Below are 16,505 nucleotides of genomic sequence, written 5' to 3' on the forward strand. Positions count from 1 at the left end.
AGAATCACTTTGACCGGCACCTTTGGCGCCGTTTGGGCATGCAATTATGCTGTATGAGTAGTACATATTTGCATACTGAATGAGTTTTTTGTAATTATTTTCATAGAGGCCTATACTTTTAGCGTCGTGGTGGCGTAGGCAAGCGCTACGTCAATAAATATAAGCAATAACAACGTTGGAGACAGGAATGAAACGTATCTTGACCCTCACCGCGCTGAGCCTGGCGGTAACGTGTACGGCCCATGCCCAAAGCTACCCGTCGGAAGCGGTCACCCTGGTCGTCCCCTATGGCCCCGGTGGCGCCTCGGATCTCGCTGGGCGTGCCTTTGCTGAAGCCGCTCGGCCGTTTCTTGGCGAGCCCATCACCGTAACCAACCAGTCCGGGGCCGGCGGCATGACCGGCGCGCGTAACGTGACGCAGGCGGACCCGGATGGCTACACGCTGTTGCTGGCACGGGTCGGTATGGCGCTATCGCCGGCGGTCAACGCCAATAGCAGCGTCGACTGGGATGAATACACCTTTTTAAGCCAACTCGAAGCCACGCCGATGATCCTGGCGGTCGCCGAAGACTCGCCCTACGAGAGTGTCGATGAGCTACTTGAGGGTATCGAGAGCGATCCGGGCGCAATGGCTTATGCCGCCTCGGGAGCGACGGCAATCGACGGTTTCACCGTTCAGGCACTGCTTGCCGATGCAGGGATGGACCCGCTAACCGCTGCCACCCTGGTGCCTTTCCGGGGTGGCGGTGCGCTTGCTACCGCGCTTTTGGGCGGGCACGTGGACTTTCTTGCGATTGCCGCCGGCTCCTTGATGCCGCACATCGAAAGCAGCGACATGCGTCCCTTGATGGTTTACTCGCCCGAGCGTATGGAAGCACTGCCCGATGTGCCCACCGCTCAAGAGCTTGGCTACGAGCGGGCGGGGCAGGTCATTGGTTGGAGCGCGTTGTATGGCCCGCCTGACCTGCCGGATGAGGTGATAACGACCTGGGAAGAGGTGCTCGAGGGCGTAGCTGAAAGCGAGAGCTGGCTGAGTCGTGCCGAAGACCGTGGTTCGATCTCCACGATTGGTAGCGCCGACATGGCGACTTACGCCGAAGAGCAGTACGAATTTTATCGCGGCCTTGCTCAGGAATTTGGCTACCTGGACTGATCGGTATTCGATGCCGTTCACCGGGTCCATGAAACTGTCAGTAGCGGGAGGGGGTATGGGTATTGCGCGTGGTGTAGCGATTACAGCGCTGTTTGCAGTCGTGGTATTGGTCTTGATACCGGCCTACGTACCCCGTCCCAATTTCATACCCGGGTTTGCACCGCCGCCGGATATGTGGCCGCGAACGGTCGCGACCCTTGGCGCTATTTTTGGGTTGCTGTTACTGGGGTTTTCGCTCTCGCGTAAAACCGAGGCGATAGCCGACCCTGACCCGGAGGGGGCCAGCGAGATTCGCCAGGGCGCGCCGCTTGGCACGCTTTTGCTGCGCTTCGCCTGTGTACTGGTGGCTTTTACGCTCTTCGTTCTCGCCGTTGGGTTGGTGGGCTTTTTGATCGCCAGTATTTTATTGTTGGCGGCGATGCTCGTTTTGACCGGCTACTGGCGGCGCGCCTGGATCTCGCTTGGCGTTGCCGTGGTGCTGCCACTGCTGCTTTATCTGTTCTTCTCCAGCGCGCTCAACACGCGCTTTCCTGCTGGCTCTCTGCTCAGATCGCTCGGCTTGTGAGCACCGCGCATTAGGGGACCCTGGTATGCTTAATGACCTGCTGATTGCTTTCCAGGCAGTTGCAACGCTCGAGAATTTTCTGATCATGGCCGCCGGTATCTGGGGCGGTGTCATCATCGGCGCGATTCCGGGAATGACCGGGACGATGGCAGTAACGCTGGCGCTACCCTTCACGTTTTATATGCAGCCCATTCCCAGCATTTTACTGCTGGTAGCGCTTTACAAGGGCTCGACCTACGGCGGGTCGGTGTCGGCGATTCTGATTAAAACCCCGGGGACGGCCTCCGCCGCCTGCACGACGCTGGATGGCTATCCGCTGGCGCGCCAAGGGAAGGCGGGTAAAGCGCTTAACATGGCGCTCTACTCATCCTGCGTAGGCGATTTTATCTCAAATATTTCGCTGATTTTCATTGCCGCGCCGTTGGCTTTGCTGGCGCTGCGCATCGGCCCGCCCGAGTACGCCATGCTGATGGTGTTTGCTCTGACCACCGTGGCCGGGGTATCGGGGCGCTCGCTGCTGCTTGGGCTCGTTTCGGCTTGTTTGGGGCTTTTGCTCGCCACCGTAGGCGAAGATATGTACGGCTCCTTTCGTTTTGCAATGACCGTCGATATGCAGGGCGGTTTGGCCGTAGCGCCGGTGCTTATCGGGCTGTTTGCGATTCCGGAGCTTTTGAAGCTGGTGGTGTTTCATAATACCGAAACGCACAAGCCGATGCAGCTGGGCGATAACCGAGTAACGCGGGCCGAGCTTCGCCGTTCACTCAAGGCCATGCTAAAGGGCAGCATGATCGGCGTCGTGATGGGGGCAATTCCCGGTATTGGACCTTCCGCGGCGGCGTTCTCATCCTACGGCGAGGCCCAGCGTAGCTCTAAAAACCGGGAAAACTTTGGCAAGGGCGAAGTCGAAGGTATCGCCGCCTCGGAATCCGCCAATAACGGCTGCTGCGGCTCGACGATGATTCCGCTGCTGGCCCTCGGTGTACCCGGCGATGTCATTACCGGCGTCATGTTGGGGGCGTTCATGATCCACGGTATGACACCTGGGCCGATGCTTTTCGAGAACAATCTCAACGAAGTCTACATGCTGTTCATTGGTATGCTGTTCTCGTCGTTTTTGCTGTTTGGCGCGGGCAAGGCGACCATGCGCTTTTTCTCGCATATCTCGCGTATTCCGCCGGGCTTGATGACACCGATCGTTTTGACACTTTGCCTGTTCGGGATCTTCTCGATCTCCAATAATATGTACGATGTCATCGTGCTGCTGGCCATGGGTATTTTCGGCTTCTTCATGTATCTGCTGGCCATTCCTGCCGCACCGTTTCTCATCGCCTTTATTCTGGGGCCGATGCTTGAGGAGAACTTGCGCCGCGCCCTTGCTATCTCCCGTGGTGACCCGAGCGTGCTGTTGTCGTCGCCCATCACTTGGCTGTTCGCGGCGCTATCGGTTTTCGTCGTCGTGATCACGATCCGTCAGCAGTTCAAAAAAGCCAGGACTTAATCGTGGCCTCTATCAACCATCAAGGATTCGGTGCTATGTCTGCCTGTGACCAGCGTCAGAACCATCCAGGCCTTGCCTGCGCTATCGGTCATCTCGAGGACCTGATTGGCTTTGACACGACCAGTGCCCACTCCAATCTCGCCATCATTGAGCACATGAAGCGCTATTTCGACGAGTTGGGCATGGAAACCACGGTGCTGCATGACGCAAGCGGCGAAAAAGCGAACCTGGTCGCCTCGATCGGCCCCAGGGACGTGCCGGGCATCGTGCTTTCCGGCCACACCGACGTCGTACCCGCCGCAGCCGAGCGCTGGACGAGCGCGCCGTTTAACCTGGAGCAGCGCGGCGATCGCCTTTACGGGCGTGGCAGCTGCGACATGAAAGGCTTTGCGGCCTGCGTGATGGCCGCCGCTTCCACGCTTTTGAAAGGCCCGCTCACACGACCTTTTTACTTCTGTTTCTCCTACGACGAGGAGGTGGGCTGTCTGGGCGCGCCGGCGATTGCCAAACACCTGGCCGCGCTAGAGGTTCCGCCGGGCCTGGCGATTATTGGCGAGCCCAGCGAAATGCGACTGATCAACGGGCAGAAAGGCAAGATTGCCATGCAGGTCACTGTGCGCGGGGAGGGCGGTCACTCCTCCTTCGCGCCGCAGCATGTCAACGCCGTGGAAGTTGCTGCGCGCATTATCGCCATGATCGGCGAGCGCTCGCGGCGCTACGAGCGGGAAGGCCCGTTCGATCATGACTTTAGTGTCCCCCACGCAACGACTCTGGCCACTCTGGTAAGCGGCGGCGTGGCCACGAACGTAACACCGGATACCTGCGAGTTCGTTTTCGAACTGCGCAGTATCGACCAGCAAGCGGCTTGGGGTGATCTACAGGCGCTAATCGACGACGTGGAAAGCACGCTGCTTCCCGACATGCACCGTATTGCGCCTTCGGCCACTATCGAGTGGCAGGAGCGGTTCTCGTACCCGGCCATGGGAGACGCCACCGAAAGTGAGCTCTTCAAGAGACTGGAGGCGATTGTGCCGCCGTGCGGTGGCAAGGTGTCCTACGGCTCCGAAGGCGGTGTATTCGAAATCGACGGCGGTATTCCTTCGGTCATTATCGGTCCGGGCTCTATTCAACAGGCCCACAAGCCCGACGAGTACGTCGAGATCAGTCAGCTAAGCGAGTGTCTGTACTTTTTCGATGCGCTGGGCGCGTGGATGGCGGATGAAAAAGGAGCCGTATGAGCATCAACGCAGATCGCCTTTGGCACAACCTCGAAAGCTTATCGACGATCACCGACCCGGCCCGCCCCTGGACCCGACGCGCCTTTACCAGCCGTTACCAAGCCGGGCGCGAGTGGCTCGACGCCAGGATGCGCGACGCCGGGCTTATAACGCGGCTGGACGAAGCGGGTAACCTGATCGGTCGACTGGCCGGACGCGACCCGTCGCTCGCCCCGCTGGTGATTGGAAGTCATACCGATACGGTACCGGGCGGGGGGCGTTATGATGGCATCCTGGGCGTTCTGGCGGGGCTCGAGGCGATGCAGAGCCTGACCGAGGCCGGCACTCGGCTACGCCGCGATGTCGAGGTCATCGACTTTCTCTCCGAAGAGCCGAGCGAATACGGTATCTCCTGTGTCGGTAGCCGCGCAATGACCGGCGCATTGACGGCTGATATGCTCGATTTTAGCGAGCCCGGCGGCGAGCGTCTGGGCGACGCCATTCGTCGGGTAGGGGGTGCCCCGGAGGCCCTAAATACGCCTTTACGCCGGCAAGGGGATATCGCCGCTTTTTTAGAGCTTCATATCGAGCAGGGCCGCGTGCTGGAAGAGAGCGAGGTGCCGATTGGCGTGGTCAGCGATATCGTCGGTATTCAGCGTTTCGATATCCAGGTGTTGGGCCAAGCCGATCATGCTGGCACTACGCCGATGGCGCTGCGCCGGGACGCGCTGGCCGAGGCCGCGGGGTTGATCAAGGCGATCCAGACGGCGGCGTTTGACGAAAGTGGCGGCGAGCACTATCTCGTGGCGACGGTTGGGCGCCTCGAGGTCTTTCCCAATGCGGCTAACGCGATTGCCGAACGCGCCGAGATGGTATTGGAAGTACGGAGCAACGATGCGCACCTGCTCGGAAACTTCTTCGCGCCGGTTCTCGAGAAAGCCCGGGGCGAGGCCCAAACGCGAGGACTAGAAATTATCGCAACCCCGCTGAGTGAGGGCCTGCCCACACCCTGTAGCGATTTCGTTCGCGCGAGTATTCAGGAGGCCGTCCAAGCGGTTGGCTTAACCTCTATGAGCGTGACCAGCGGCGCAGGGCACGATGCGGCCTATATGGCAAGCATTGCCCCCATGGGCATGATGTTCGTTCCTTGCCTTGAAGGAAGAAGCCACTGCCCGGAAGAAAGCATTACCCCGACCCAAGCGGCAAACGGTTGCCGGGTTCTCCAGCACGCGCTCAAAAGCCTCGATCACCGGCTCGTATGATGGGGCTTTCGCTCTACTTACAGACCGATCTCCTAAATAGAGGAAGCGCTTTCTTTTCAATATTTGCAGTTTTTACTGCGTTCGCGAGAGCGGCGGCGTCTGCCTTGCGGTAGATCATTAGATATTGCATTGAGGCTCGCCAAACCCAGGGTAATTAGCTTATAGTCGTCGGCTAGAAAAAAAGCCTGGTTTCGGTTAATAACATTAAGGGGTTGTTTGCATGGTTTCGGTGCCACACTTGGCTGTGACAGCTGCCCGAGTCATGGGCGTTTGCGTGATTTTTTCCTTTTTGGCCGGGTGTGCAAGTTCCCAGAATATGGAGCCCCCCGAAGATTATTTCGCAATGACGCTACCGGGATTGAAAAAGGGCGTTAGCCCGCAAATGTCCCCGGTCGATAATACCCTTACCCAAATGCGCAGTTTTCAGACCCCGCCACCTATGATGATCAAGGAGGCACTGCTCGCCCAGCATCAGCGGTGGTCCGGCACCCCCTACCGGATTGGCGGCACGACGCAGCGAGGGGTGGACTGCTCCGGGTTCGTTCGAAACATCTTCCGCGACACGTTCAATCTGGAGCTTCCCCGCTCCACCACCGATCAAGTACACGAGGGACGCTTGATCGACCGCCAGGAACTACAGGCGGGCGATCTGGTCTTCTTCCGGCCCCCGGGCCCCTACAACCATGTGGGCATCTACATGGGTGATGGCTACTTCATGCACGCCTCTTCCTCGCAAGGGGTCATTATTTCGAGCATGAGCAACCGCTACTGGCAGCGCCACTATTGGCAGTCGCGCCGGGCGCTGGAACCCACTCACGTTGCTCAGCTCGGTCGTTTTTAACCGCTCTTTGGGCCGGCCGGCTTAGCGAGGCCTGGCCCGGGCGCGAGCGCCGCTTACCAATGGATGCGCCATGATCGAGGCCAAAACCCGCGCCTGGTGGCGCGCTACCGCCGCACTCTGTTTGGGCTCGTTTCTCGTCTTTATCAATCTCTACGTTCCCCAGCCGCTTTTGCCGGGGTTAAGAGACGCCTACGGGGTTTCCACCCTGGGCGTGAGCCTTTTGATGTCCTTCGCGACCATGTCGCTCGCCTTTTCGCTTCTGGTATTCGGCCCGTTGTCGGATGCGATCGGCCGCGAGGCGATCATGCGTATTACGCTGGTGATCGCCGGGGTGCTGACCGTTTCATTGGCCATTGCCCCTAATTTCGAATCGCTATTGCTGCTGCGGCTCTTGCAGGGCTTCGTGCTGGGCGGGCTGCCCGCCGTGGCGATCGCCTGGATGGGCGACGAGTTCGACAAGCCCGCGCTTTTAAGCGCCGTGGGGCTCTATATTGGCGCCAACTCGCTGGGCGGAATCAGTGGGCGCGTGGTGGGCGGCTTTGCCGCCTCCCTGGGCGGGCCCTCGGCGGCGTTTTTGGTCGTGGGGATGATAACGCTTCTGGGCTGTGTGCTCTTCTGGCGGCTATTGCCGCAAAGCCAGGCGTTCGTGCCCAAGGCGTTTCGGCTGCGCCAGGCGGTGCGCGACCTTAAAGGTCACCTCAAGACACCGGCGCTTTTGGGAGCGTACTGCCTGGGCGGCATCAATTTTCTGGTCTTCATCAACCAGTACAGCTATATCACCTTTCGCCTGGCGGCCACGCCGTACCAGCTCGCCGCCGGGGCACTCGGGCTGATCTTTTTGACCTACCTGGGTGGCACGCTGGGCTCGACGGTGTCCGGAGGGTTGGCGCAGCGCTTCTCGCCTGCGCGCTGTATGTGCGCGGGTATCGTCATTTTGGCGCTGGGCACCGGCGTCACCCTGGCAAGCTCGCTTTCGCTGATCATTCTGGGCCTTGCGATCAACGCCTTCGGTTTTTTTCTCTGTCATTCCCTCGCCTCGAGCTGGGTAGGGCGCTACGCTCAAGGGGCGCGGGGCAGCGCCTCGGCGCTTTATCTGGTGTTCTACTATCTGGGCGCCAGCGTCGGCGGGTTCTGGCTCGAGCCTTTTTGGCGCTGGTCGCAGTGGCAAGGGGTCGCGGTGGGGTCGTGGCTGCTGCTCGGGGTTACGTTTTTCATCGCGCTAGGCCTTTGGCGGTTCGAGCGGCGCGCGGGCGATTCATAAAGAGGCGATTATGCAGCGGGTAACGGTGACCCTGGACGATGAGCTGATCAAGGAAGTGGACGCGCTGATGCGTGCCCGCGGCTACCAAAACCGCTCCGAGGCAATACGTGATTTAACGCGTAGCGGGCTCAACCAAGCGCAGACCCCCACCGAGCTCGATAAAGTATGTATGGGGGCACTCGTTTACGTCTTTGATCACGGCGCCCGCGAGCTCTCCCGGCGGCTGACCCGCCACTCGCACGATCATCACGATTTGACGCTCTCTACCCTGCACGTGCACATCAATGCAGAGAGCTGCCTGGAAGTGGCTCTTTTGAAAGGCGAGGGCCAAGCCCTGCAGCACTTTGCCGACGAGGTGACTTCTTCACGCAGCGTGCGCCATGGCCAGCTGGTACTGATCCCGGAGACCTAAAACCGATCACTTGCCAGCGCCTGCATGTACCAACGTAAAAAAGGGCGGCCCGTGGGCCGCCCTTTTCGATAGCGTGCAAGCAGAGCGTGTTTAGTGCTCTACGCCGCCTTCGCCGTGCACGTGGCCGTGCTCGGCTTCTTCTGCGCTTGCTTCACGAACGCTGGAGATTTCAACGTCGAAGTTCAGGTGCTGGCCGGCCAGCGGATGGTTGCCATCGACAACGACCGTATCGCCTTCGACCTGCTTGACGGTGACCATCAGCGGGCCGCCTTCGGTCTGTGCCTGGAACTGCATGCCGGGCTCGACGCTTTCAACGCCCTGGAACGCATCCCGCGGCACTTCCTGCATCAGCTGGTCCTGAACTTCACCGTAACCTTCTTCCGGGGTTACCTTGACGTTCAGCTTTTCGCCTTCGTTACGGCCTTCGAGCTCTTTTTCCAGGCCCGGGATGATGTTGCCAGCGCCGTGCAGATAGGTAAGCGGCTCGCGGCCTTCTGAACTGTCTAGCACTTCACCTGCATCGTTGGTCAGGGTGTAGTGAAACGCGACAACCGAGTTCTGCGCAATTTGCATTTGAAAACCTTTCGGTGAGTGCATGTACCTATAATGGTAACGTGTGTGAGCCTGCTTGTCAGGGGGCTACAACGGGTTTTTCACGGTTATGGGCCCTGCGGGATGTTGCGTGAAAAAGGGCCGAGCGATACTCTAAGCTCACCTTTTTTCCACTCGTCCATTCTCCTATCGCTTACCGGAGCCGTCATGACCATTCTGTTTTTGTGGATTATCGCTTTTGTTTTAATCGCTTACTTCGCTCACCAGCGTTGGGAAAGCGGCGTTAGCGAAGGGCTCGATAAGCTCTTGCCCAGCGCCCTGAAAAGCCGCGGTGAAAGCCGCTACGTGTGGATTGTGGCGCTGGCGGTGCTGGGTGCCACGGCGCTGGTGAACCCGGTCGAAATCCTGCTGGTCGCCATTTTGCTGGCGCTGATCGGGCTGGTCGTCGTCAAGCTGGCCAACTGGGCAAGCAGCCTTTCGCACTAAAGGCGTTCGACGCTTTGCCAAACGCAAAAATGCCCGGCCAATTGGCCGGGCATTTTTTATGGCAGGGGCTTGGAAGATGATTTAGTAGGGCGCTACTCTCAAATTACCCCCATTGCCGAGAAGGCGAACGCGCTGACCAGCTTGAAATTGTTGATCTGCGCTTTGAACGACAGACCTGATATCGCCACTGTCAGTCTGAACTTCTATTTCATAAGCATTGATGAGGTTCGACCCTTCCTCGATCTTGCTGCCTGCAACCGAACCACCTATGGCACCTGCAGCGGTTGCCAAGCGGCGTCCGCCACCGCCACCTACCTGGCTTCCTAGTAAGCCGCCGACAACGGCGCCCCCGGCAGTACCTAACAAGCCCCCAGCGCGGCTTTCAGCCTGAATTTTGGCCGGCTGGATCGAAGTGATGGTTCCGTAGGTGACACTTTGAGCGGTTTGTGCTTGGCTTCCACGGTAAACGTTTCCGGAATAGGGGGCCGTATTGGCGCAACCTGCAAGTGTTACGAGACCAAGAAGAGCAACGGGTAAAATGCGTTTCATAAAACCTCCAAATCTATTGGCGCGGGTCTGTCAGCACGGGTCTAGCGTTCAAGACGGCTGTCAGGTGCGTCACGGTTATCAAACAGTGTTTTTTAAAAGATAAACAAAGTTAAGGGGTTTGACCAGTCTCGCTTAAAAAAGATCACTTTTATTAGGCAGAAAGGTGTATCGAGTAAGCAATGTGCAGCAAATAAGTACCGCGCGCTCGCTTTATATGCTTTCTACCGGTAAGCAGGCTTTATGAAGCAAGTTGGCCCGCTCAGAATGTAGTGAAAGTACGCTTTTTGTACAAGAGATATATAAGGGGCTAACACTTGGCTGGTCCATACAGGTGCGCCGAGGCGGGGCCTCGGCGCGGGTTCTTCATGGTCGATGCTAGCCAGTGGCTAGAACTGGTTCATGGTGTTGTCCTTCCCGCCGGCTTTTAGCGCGGCATCGCCGTGGAAGAACTCCTTGTGGTCGTCGCCGATGTTGGAGCCGGCCATGTCCTGATGCCTGACGGTGGCAATACCCTGGCGGATTTCCTGGCGCTGAACGCCGGCCACGTAGGCGAGCATGCCTTCCTCGCCAAAGTAGCCTTTTGCCAGGTTGTCGGTGGAAAGGGCCGCCGTGTGGTAGGTAGGCAGGGTGATCAGGTGGTGGAAGACGTGCGCTTCCCTGGCGGCGTCGCGCTGGAAGTTGCGCGTCCATTCGTCGGCAAGCTGGCCCAATTCGGTGGCATCAAATTCGGCGTTCATCAGCTGGTCGCGCACGTACGCCGAAACATCCTTGCCCTCTTTTTCCCAGGCATCGAAGACCTGCTGGCGGAAGTTGAGTGTCCAGTTGAACGACGGCGAGTTGTTGTAAACGAGCTTGGCATCCGGCACCACCTCGCGAATGCGGTTGACCATGCTGGCGATCTGGCCCACGTGGGGTTTTTCGGTTTCGATCCAGAGAAGATCGGCGCCGTTTTGCAAACTGGTGATGCAGTCGAGTATGACGCGCTCCTCGCCGCTTCCAGGCTTGAACTGGTAGAGGCCGGAAGCGAGGCGCTTGGGCCGGACCAGCTTGCCGTTTTGCTTGATGACCACGTCTCCATTGTGGATATCGTCGGCGCTTTCGACCGGCTCGCCATCCAAAAAGCTGTTGTACTGATCACCCAGGTCCCCCGGGGTGTGCGTCACGGCAATCTTCTGGGTAAGCCCGGCGCCAAGGGAGTCGGTGCGCGCAACGATCACGCCGTCGTCCACGCCGAGTTCCAAAAACGCGTAGCGAACGGCGTTGATCTTGGCCAAAAAGTCCTCGTGAGGCACGGTGACCTTGCCGTCCTGATGGCCGCACTGCTTCTCGTCGGAGACCTGGTTCTCGAGCTGGATGCAGCACGCCCCGGCCAAAATGAACTTCTTCGCGAGTAGATAGGTGGCCTCGGCGTTGCCAAAGCCCGCATCGATATCGGCAATAATCGGCACGATGTGTGTCTCGAAGCAGTCGATTTTTTGCGTCAGCTCTTGCGCAAGGCGTTGATCACCGGCCTGTTGGGCGTCGTCGAGCTTACGAAACAGATGGTTGAGCTCCCAGGCATCGGCCTGTTTCAAAAACGTGTAGAGCTCTTCTATCAGTGCCGCCACGGAGGTTTTTTCGTGCATGGACTGGTCGGGCAGGGGGCCGAATTCCGAGCGCAGGGCGGCGACCATCCAGCCGGACAGGTAAAGGTAGCTTCGTTTCGTGGTGCCGAAGTGCTTCTTGATGGCGATCATCTTCTGTTGGCCAATAAAACCGTGCCAGCAGCCCAATGACTGGGTGTACTGAGCGTGATCGCCATCATAGGCGGCCATGTCCGCACGCATGATGCCGGCGGTGTAGCGGGCGATGTCGAGGCCGGTATGAAAACGGTTTTGAGAGCGCATACGCGCGGCGTACTCGGGTTTGATGGCCTCCCACTTGCCGCCCTGGGCCTCGCGTAGCTGCGCCATGGCTTTGATGTCGTCGAGCAGTCCTGTCATGTTGCATCCTCCGGTAGTGTTCGCGGTCTGCACCCGCTTGGGTGGCGTCTCCCCGCTGCTGTGCGGCGGGCGTGCTCTCACTATCGCTGCCTTGGTGCGGTGCAGCAATTGACACTTCGGGGCAGGCGGGGTCGTAGTTAAACGACACGGGCTTATTCAAACGGCGCGATTACGTCGTCGTTTTACGCCCGCCAGGGCTCGGGCATAAAAAAAGCGCCGCTTGAAAGCGGCGCTTGCGAGGTAACGCGTATTCAGCGCTACTCGTCTTCTTCTTCGTCCATAAAGCCCAGACTGCCCGCGTTGACCAGATGCGTGAGCACGCGTTGAGCGTCTTCGAGCTCCAGAACGTCGTCGTACATGGGCGTGGTATCGGCAATGCGGCGGGCCAGCGCCTCGCTGCAGGCCAGGCCGTCGCCATCGAAGAACAGCGTGGTGGTGCCAAGCTCCGAGCGCCAGGCGATGCGCGAGCCGGGCATGTGAAAGAGCGGCTCACCCGCGTGTAGTTGCGCGACAAGGGCCTCTTCGGCCAGCGGCTCCTCCAGCGGCATGACCTGGTCCATATACTTTGGTTGGGTCATGGCTCGGCCAAACCACTGGGCAAGCTCTTTGGGCTGGTCCAGCGTTTCGAGGATGAAGTGACGCATCCGCTCGAGCGAAGCGTCGTCGAGCTCCCCGGTATTCTCGGCCGGCGCCATGCTGGCATCGCTGTAGCGCTTCGAGCCTGGCAACTGCTCGCCGAGATAGTCGGCAAACGAGGTGATCGCCTCGTCGGCGGAGGGCGCGCGAAAGCCCACCGAGAAGGTCATGCAGTCCTCGGTTTGGCTCACGCCGTGGTGCGCCCAGCCAGGTGGCAAGTAGAGCATGTCGCCCGGGCCCAGCGTCCAGTCGGAGTCGGGTTCGATCTCGAAGGTTTCCAAAATCTTTAAGTCGATGCCCTGGATGATCGGCGCGTCATCGGATTGCTTGCCGCCCAGTTGCCAGCGCCGCTGACCCCGGCCCTGCAGCAAAAACACGTCGTACTGGTCCACGTGGGGGCCAACGCTTCCGCCGGGCGGGGCGTAGCTCACCATGATGTCGTCGAGGCGCCAGTTGGGTAGAAAGCTGAACGCTTTCATCAGCGCGGCGACGTCGGGTACGTAATGGTCCACCGCTTGAACGAGCAGGCTCCAGTTACTCTGGGGCAGGCGTTCGAAGGTGGCGTCGTCGAAGGGGCCTTGGGAGACCTGCCAGGGGCCTTCCGGGCCCTGTTCTTCGACCAGTCGCGCCTCGACGCCGGGTTCGCAGGCAAGCCCGGCTAGCTCGTCCGGGTCCAGGGGGCTGACGAAATCCGGCATGGCGCCACGAATCAGCAGCGGTTTTTGCTGCCAGTAGCTTTTCAGAAATTCCTCGGGCGTTAGATCGCCCAGCAGGGTCAGCGGCTCGTTGTGTTGGCTCATGGCGAATTCCTGGTGAGTCGGCGCGGGTTATAGCGCATCGAGGCGCTTGGGTAGTGCTCTAGCCTGGGCTTCGGCGTTACCGATGTAGCTGGCCGGCGAAAGGGCTTTCAGCTCTTGTTTGACCTCATCGGGAAGCTCGAGGGAATCGATGAAGGCGGAGAAGCCTGCCTGGTCGATACGCTTGCCGCGGGTCAGTTCCTTGAGCTTCTCGTAGGGCTTTTCGATGCCAAAACGGCGCATCACGGTCTGGATCGGCTCGGCAAGTACTTCCCAGCTGTTGTCCAGGTCTTCATTCAGGCGCGTCGGGTTGGCTTCGAGCTTGCTGATGCCCTTGAGGCTCGCGTGGTAGCCGATCAGCGCGTAGGCCAGGCCCACGCCCAGGTTTCGAAGCACGGTGGAGTCGGTCAGATCGCGCTGCCAGCGGGAAATCGGCAGCTTCTGCGCCAGGTGATTGAGCACCGCATTGGCAAGCCCTAGATTGCCCTCGGAGTTCTCGAAGTCGATCGGGTTGACCTTGTGCGGCATGGTGGAAGAGCCGATTTCGCCTTCCACGGTGCGCTGCTTGAAGTAGCCAAGCGAGATGTAGCCCCACACGTCGCGGTCGAAGTCGATCAAAATGGTGTTGAAACGGGCGATCGCATCGAACAGTTCGGCAATGTAGTCGTGGGGTTCGATCTGGGTGGTGTAAGGATTGAAGCAAAGGCCTAGCCCCTGCACGAAGGTACGTGCGTTGGCTTCCCAGTCGATCTCCGGGTAGGTCGCCAGGTGAGCGTTGTAGTTGCCCACCGCGCCGTTGATCTTGCCCAATACCTCGACGCTTTCGATCTGCTTGAGCTGGCGCTTCAAGCGGTAAGCGGTGTTGGCCATCTCCTTGCCAAGCGTGGTCGGGCTTGCGGTCTGACCGTGGGTGCGCGAGAGCATCGGCTGCGCTGCGTGGGCCACGGCAAGCTCGGCGATGTCGTCGGCCACCTTGTGCAGAGTGGGCAACACGGCCTTCAGGCCATCGGCCAGCATCACCCCATAAGAGAGGTTGTTGATATCCTCACTGGTGCAGGCGAAGTGAATGAACTCGGTGACCGCGTGAAGCTCCGCCTGGCCCTCGATCTTCTCCTTGAGAAAGTACTCCACCGCTTTGACGTCGTGGTTGGTGGTGCGCTCGATCTCCTTGATGCGCTCGGCGTCGGTTACCGAGAACTCGTCGATTAGCGTTTCCAAAAACGCCGTGGCGTCTTGAGAGAGCGCGCTGACCTCGGTGATGCCCTCGTGCTCGGCCAGGCGCTGCAGCCAGCGCACTTCGACGATGACGCGAGCGCGGATCAGGCCAAATTCGCTGAAGTGTTCTCTGAGCGCGGCGGCTTTATCGGCGTAGCGGCCGTCGACGGGAGAGAGGGCGGTCAAAGCGGTGAGTTGCATGGCAAGGTTTCCAGGTATAAAAAGTCGGTGTCTTGAATAAGGCCTAGTTGAGGCTATCGAGGGCGCGGCGCAGCGCCTTGCGCTGAAACATCAGTTTCCAGCGCCGCCCGCCCTGCTGATGCCACAAAAGGGCAAAGCGGATACCGCTCAGCAAACAGGCGCGCACTCGCTCGGGCATCATGCGCGTCTGTAAAAGCGACGGGTCGCCCTGGACGACGATGCGCGTTTTGAACGTCGAGATCGTCTCCTGATAGGTTTCGCCCAGGCTTGCGATCACGTTTTCATGCACCGGGCCGAAGTGCTCCGCCTGGCCCTGAACGTGGTCGAGCTTCTGGCCCAGGGCGTCGAGCATGCCGGTATCGCTGCGCAGCTTGTTCATCAGCATCAGCATCGAAAACCCGTAGCGCAGCACCACCGGGTCGGCCTGCTTGCGTCCCACCAGCGCCTCCAACGTATCGAGCCCGCGGCGCAGGTTGTTGGGGTGGCCGCCGTAGATCGCCTCGAAGCTTGCCGGGTTGGTGTCAAGGGTCGCGTTGATCAACGTCTCCCAGGCGCGGGGCTCGACCTGGCCGGTGCGCGCCAGCTCATCGACCAGGCTTGCGGCCTGAAACACCCCGGCCAGCGCTAGTGCCTGGCGGGCGGAAGGGGAGTCCGGGGCGCGATGAATCGGCGTGGTCGCGCTCATGCGGCGGCCTCGGCGGCGTTCCAGGTGGTGTCGATCACCCCGCCCCCCAGGCAGATGTCGCCATCGTAGAGCACCAGCGACTGGCCAGGTGTGACCGCCCACTGCGGGTCGTCGAAGATGACGTCGACGCCGTTGTCGCTGCGCGTGCGTACAAAGCAAGGGCAGTCGCTCTGGCGGTAGCGGGTCTTGGCCGTGAAGCGGCCCTCGGAAACCGGTGCCACGCCTGCCACCCAGTCCATCGCCTCGGTGGCCAGCGAATCGGTGTATAGGCGCGTATGGGCCTTGCCCTGCACGACCCTTAACACGTTGCGCTCGAGATCCTTGTCCACTACGTACCAGGGTTCCTCGGAGTAGTTGGCCAGGCCCCCGATGCCAAGGCCCTGGCGCTGGCCCAGGGTGTAGTACATCAGGCCCATGTGATCGCCGATCACATCACCTTCCGCGGTTTCGATCTTGCCAGGCTTGGCGGGCAGGTACTGCTGCAAAAAGTCCTTGAAGCGGCGCTCACCGATAAAGCAGATGCCGGTGGAGTCCTTTTTCTTCGCCGTCACCAGGTCATGCTCTTCGGCCAGCGCCCGCACTGCGGGCTTTTCGAGCTCACCCACCGGGAAGAGGGTCTTGGCGATGGCGGCTTCGGGCACCGCGTGCAGAAAGTAGCTCTGGTCCTTGTTGCGATCCAGGCCCTTCAGTAGCCGCGGGCGGCCATCGTATTCGCCGCGGCGTACGTAGTGGCCGGTGGCGATCTTGTCGGCGCCGAGCATCTCGGCGTAGTCGAGGAACACCTTGAACTTGATTTCCCGGTTGCACAGGATGTCCGGGTTCGGGGTGCGCCCGGCCTTGTATTCGGCCAGAAAGTGCTCGAAAACGTTATCCCAATACTCCGCGGCGAAGTTGGCGGTGTGCAGCTTGATACCAAGCTTTTGGCACACGGCTTCGGCGTCGGCCAGGTCTTCCTTGGCGGTGCAGTATTCGGTGCCGTCGTCCTCGTCCCAGTTCTTCATGAACAGGCCTTCGACTTCATAGCCTTGTTGCAGGAGCAAAAGCGCGGAAACCGACGAGTCGACGCCGCCGGACATGCCGACGATCACCTTGCCGGCGGCCGGTGTCAGGGGCGTGCTGTGAGTGGATGTCATGGCCATCCTCGTAAAGTGGTATGCAATTGGCCGCGATTATACACGATGCGGGCCTGGCGC

Annotated in this window: 16 protein-coding genes; 9 read left to right on the forward strand and 7 right to left on the reverse strand. The window is 59.9% G+C overall.

Annotation, left to right across the window (positions count from 1 at the left end; all coding sequences use genetic code 11):
- The first annotated feature begins 187 nt into the window (after window positions 1-187).
- The 8 genes from ACWHXT_RS05095 to nikR all read left to right on the forward strand — a co-directional run bounded on the left by ACWHXT_RS05095 (window position 188) and on the right by nikR (window position 8,209).
- Window positions 188-1,153, forward strand: a complete 966-nt coding sequence (locus ACWHXT_RS05095; RefSeq protein WP_447957494.1) for a Bug family tripartite tricarboxylate transporter substrate binding protein — start codon at window positions 188-190, stop codon at window positions 1,151-1,153.
- A gap of 55 nt (window positions 1,154-1,208) precedes the next feature.
- Window positions 1,209-1,718: a tripartite tricarboxylate transporter TctB family protein gene (locus ACWHXT_RS05100; protein ID WP_447928439.1), complete on the forward strand. Its 510-nt coding sequence runs from the start codon at window positions 1,209-1,211 to the stop codon at window positions 1,716-1,718.
- Between the two features lie 25 nt (window positions 1,719-1,743).
- Window positions 1,744-3,216 (forward strand): tripartite tricarboxylate transporter permease, encoded by a 1,473-nt coding sequence (locus tag ACWHXT_RS05105; RefSeq protein WP_447957495.1) that lies wholly within the window; start codon window positions 1,744-1,746, stop codon window positions 3,214-3,216.
- A 35-nt stretch (window positions 3,217-3,251) separates the two neighbouring features.
- Complete coding sequence (gene argE / locus ACWHXT_RS05110) at window positions 3,252-4,454, forward strand: acetylornithine deacetylase (protein ID WP_447957496.1); 1,203 nt, start codon at window positions 3,252-3,254, stop codon at window positions 4,452-4,454.
- Window positions 4,451-5,695 carry a hydantoinase/carbamoylase family amidase gene (locus tag ACWHXT_RS05115; RefSeq protein WP_447957497.1) on the forward strand — a complete coding sequence of 415 codons (1,245 nt, stop codon included), beginning with the start codon at window positions 4,451-4,453 and terminating at the stop codon, window positions 5,693-5,695. The genes argE and ACWHXT_RS05115 overlap by 4 nt, the downstream gene beginning before the upstream one ends.
- A gap of 316 nt (window positions 5,696-6,011) precedes the next feature.
- Complete coding sequence (locus tag ACWHXT_RS05120) at window positions 6,012-6,536, forward strand: C40 family peptidase (RefSeq protein ID WP_447895483.1); 525 nt, start codon at window positions 6,012-6,014, stop codon at window positions 6,534-6,536.
- 70 nt (window positions 6,537-6,606) lie between these two features.
- Window positions 6,607-7,797, forward strand: a complete 1,191-nt coding sequence (locus tag ACWHXT_RS05125; protein WP_447957498.1) for an MFS transporter — start codon at window positions 6,607-6,609, stop codon at window positions 7,795-7,797.
- 10 nt (window positions 7,798-7,807) lie between these two features.
- Window positions 7,808-8,209 carry a nickel-responsive transcriptional regulator NikR gene (gene nikR, locus ACWHXT_RS05130; RefSeq protein WP_447957499.1) on the forward strand — a complete coding sequence of 134 codons (402 nt, stop codon included), beginning with the start codon at window positions 7,808-7,810 and terminating at the stop codon, window positions 8,207-8,209.
- Window positions 8,210-8,299: 90 nt separating this feature from the next.
- Here nikR and ACWHXT_RS05135 read toward each other — a convergent pair whose 3' ends face one another.
- Window positions 8,300-8,782, reverse strand: a complete 483-nt coding sequence (locus tag ACWHXT_RS05135; RefSeq protein ID WP_447528158.1) for an FKBP-type peptidyl-prolyl cis-trans isomerase — start codon at window positions 8,780-8,782, stop codon at window positions 8,300-8,302.
- Window positions 8,783-8,968: 186 nt separating this feature from the next.
- Between ACWHXT_RS05135 and ACWHXT_RS05140 the strand changes: the two genes are divergently transcribed.
- Window positions 8,969-9,247 (forward strand): hypothetical protein, encoded by a 279-nt coding sequence (locus tag ACWHXT_RS05140; RefSeq protein WP_447928445.1) that lies wholly within the window; start codon window positions 8,969-8,971, stop codon window positions 9,245-9,247.
- Window positions 9,248-9,328: 81 nt separating this feature from the next.
- Here ACWHXT_RS05140 and ACWHXT_RS05145 read toward each other — a convergent pair whose 3' ends face one another.
- The 6 genes from ACWHXT_RS05145 to mnmA all read right to left on the reverse strand — a co-directional run bounded on the left by ACWHXT_RS05145 (window position 9,329) and on the right by mnmA (window position 16,445).
- Window positions 9,329-9,796: a glycine zipper 2TM domain-containing protein gene (locus tag ACWHXT_RS05145; protein ID WP_447928446.1), complete on the reverse strand. Its 468-nt coding sequence runs from the start codon at window positions 9,794-9,796 to the stop codon at window positions 9,329-9,331.
- A 386-nt stretch (window positions 9,797-10,182) separates the two neighbouring features.
- Window positions 10,183-11,778 (reverse strand): isocitrate lyase, encoded by a 1,596-nt coding sequence (locus tag ACWHXT_RS05150; RefSeq protein ID WP_447957500.1) that lies wholly within the window; start codon window positions 11,776-11,778, stop codon window positions 10,183-10,185.
- A gap of 257 nt (window positions 11,779-12,035) precedes the next feature.
- Entirely contained in the window at window positions 12,036-13,214 is a 1,179-nt protein-coding gene (locus tag ACWHXT_RS05155; protein ID WP_447957501.1) for a JmjC domain-containing protein, read from the reverse strand.
- Window positions 13,215-13,241: 27 nt separating this feature from the next.
- On the reverse strand, window positions 13,242-14,627 hold the full coding sequence (gene purB, locus ACWHXT_RS05160) for an adenylosuccinate lyase (RefSeq protein ID WP_447928449.1): 1,386 nt from the start codon (window positions 14,625-14,627) through the stop codon (window positions 13,242-13,244).
- A gap of 43 nt (window positions 14,628-14,670) precedes the next feature.
- On the reverse strand, window positions 14,671-15,312 hold the full coding sequence (gene hflD, locus ACWHXT_RS05165; RefSeq protein WP_447957502.1) for a high frequency lysogenization protein HflD: 642 nt from the start codon (window positions 15,310-15,312) through the stop codon (window positions 14,671-14,673).
- Window positions 15,309-16,445, reverse strand: a complete 1,137-nt coding sequence (gene mnmA / locus ACWHXT_RS05170) for a tRNA 2-thiouridine(34) synthase MnmA (protein WP_447957503.1) — start codon at window positions 16,443-16,445, stop codon at window positions 15,309-15,311. Before mnmA ends, hflD begins: the two co-directional genes overlap by 4 nt.
- Window positions 16,446-16,505 lie beyond the last annotated feature (60 nt).

It is taken from the genome of Vreelandella halophytica, from assembly GCF_968193635.1.

Bases quoted from the DNA above. Each gene is read 5' to 3' on its own strand.
- ACWHXT_RS05140 (WP_447928445.1), top strand. From the start codon at position 8,969: ATGACCATTCTGTTTTTGTGGATTATCGCTTTTGTTTTAATCGCTTAC.
- ACWHXT_RS05135 (WP_447528158.1), bottom strand. From the start codon at position 8,782: ATGCAAATTGCGCAGAACTCGGTTGTCGCGTTTCACTACACCCTGACC.
- ACWHXT_RS05115 (WP_447957497.1), top strand. From the start codon at position 4,451: ATGAGCATCAACGCAGATCGCCTTTGGCACAACCTCGAAAGCTTATCG.
- purB (WP_447928449.1), bottom strand. From the start codon at position 14,627: ATGCAACTCACCGCTTTGACCGCCCTCTCTCCCGTCGACGGCCGCTAC.
- ACWHXT_RS05105 (WP_447957495.1), top strand. From the start codon at position 1,744: ATGCTTAATGACCTGCTGATTGCTTTCCAGGCAGTTGCAACGCTCGAG.
- mnmA (WP_447957503.1), bottom strand. From the start codon at position 16,445: ATGACATCCACTCACAGCACGCCCCTGACACCGGCCGCCGGCAAGGTG.
- ACWHXT_RS05095 (WP_447957494.1), top strand. From the start codon at position 188: ATGAAACGTATCTTGACCCTCACCGCGCTGAGCCTGGCGGTAACGTGT.
- ACWHXT_RS05150 (WP_447957500.1), bottom strand. From the start codon at position 11,778: ATGACAGGACTGCTCGACGACATCAAAGCCATGGCGCAGCTACGCGAG.
- ACWHXT_RS05120 (WP_447895483.1), top strand. From the start codon at position 6,012: ATGGAGCCCCCCGAAGATTATTTCGCAATGACGCTACCGGGATTGAAA.
- ACWHXT_RS05145 (WP_447928446.1), bottom strand. From the start codon at position 9,796: ATGAAACGCATTTTACCCGTTGCTCTTCTTGGTCTCGTAACACTTGCA.
- ACWHXT_RS05125 (WP_447957498.1), top strand. From the start codon at position 6,607: ATGATCGAGGCCAAAACCCGCGCCTGGTGGCGCGCTACCGCCGCACTC.
- ACWHXT_RS05155 (WP_447957501.1), bottom strand. From the start codon at position 13,214: ATGAGCCAACACAACGAGCCGCTGACCCTGCTGGGCGATCTAACGCCC.
- argE (WP_447957496.1), top strand. From the start codon at position 3,252: ATGTCTGCCTGTGACCAGCGTCAGAACCATCCAGGCCTTGCCTGCGCT.
- hflD (WP_447957502.1), bottom strand. From the start codon at position 15,312: ATGAGCGCGACCACGCCGATTCATCGCGCCCCGGACTCCCCTTCCGCC.
- ACWHXT_RS05100 (WP_447928439.1), top strand. From the start codon at position 1,209: ATGGGTATTGCGCGTGGTGTAGCGATTACAGCGCTGTTTGCAGTCGTG.
- nikR (WP_447957499.1), top strand. From the start codon at position 7,808: ATGCAGCGGGTAACGGTGACCCTGGACGATGAGCTGATCAAGGAAGTG.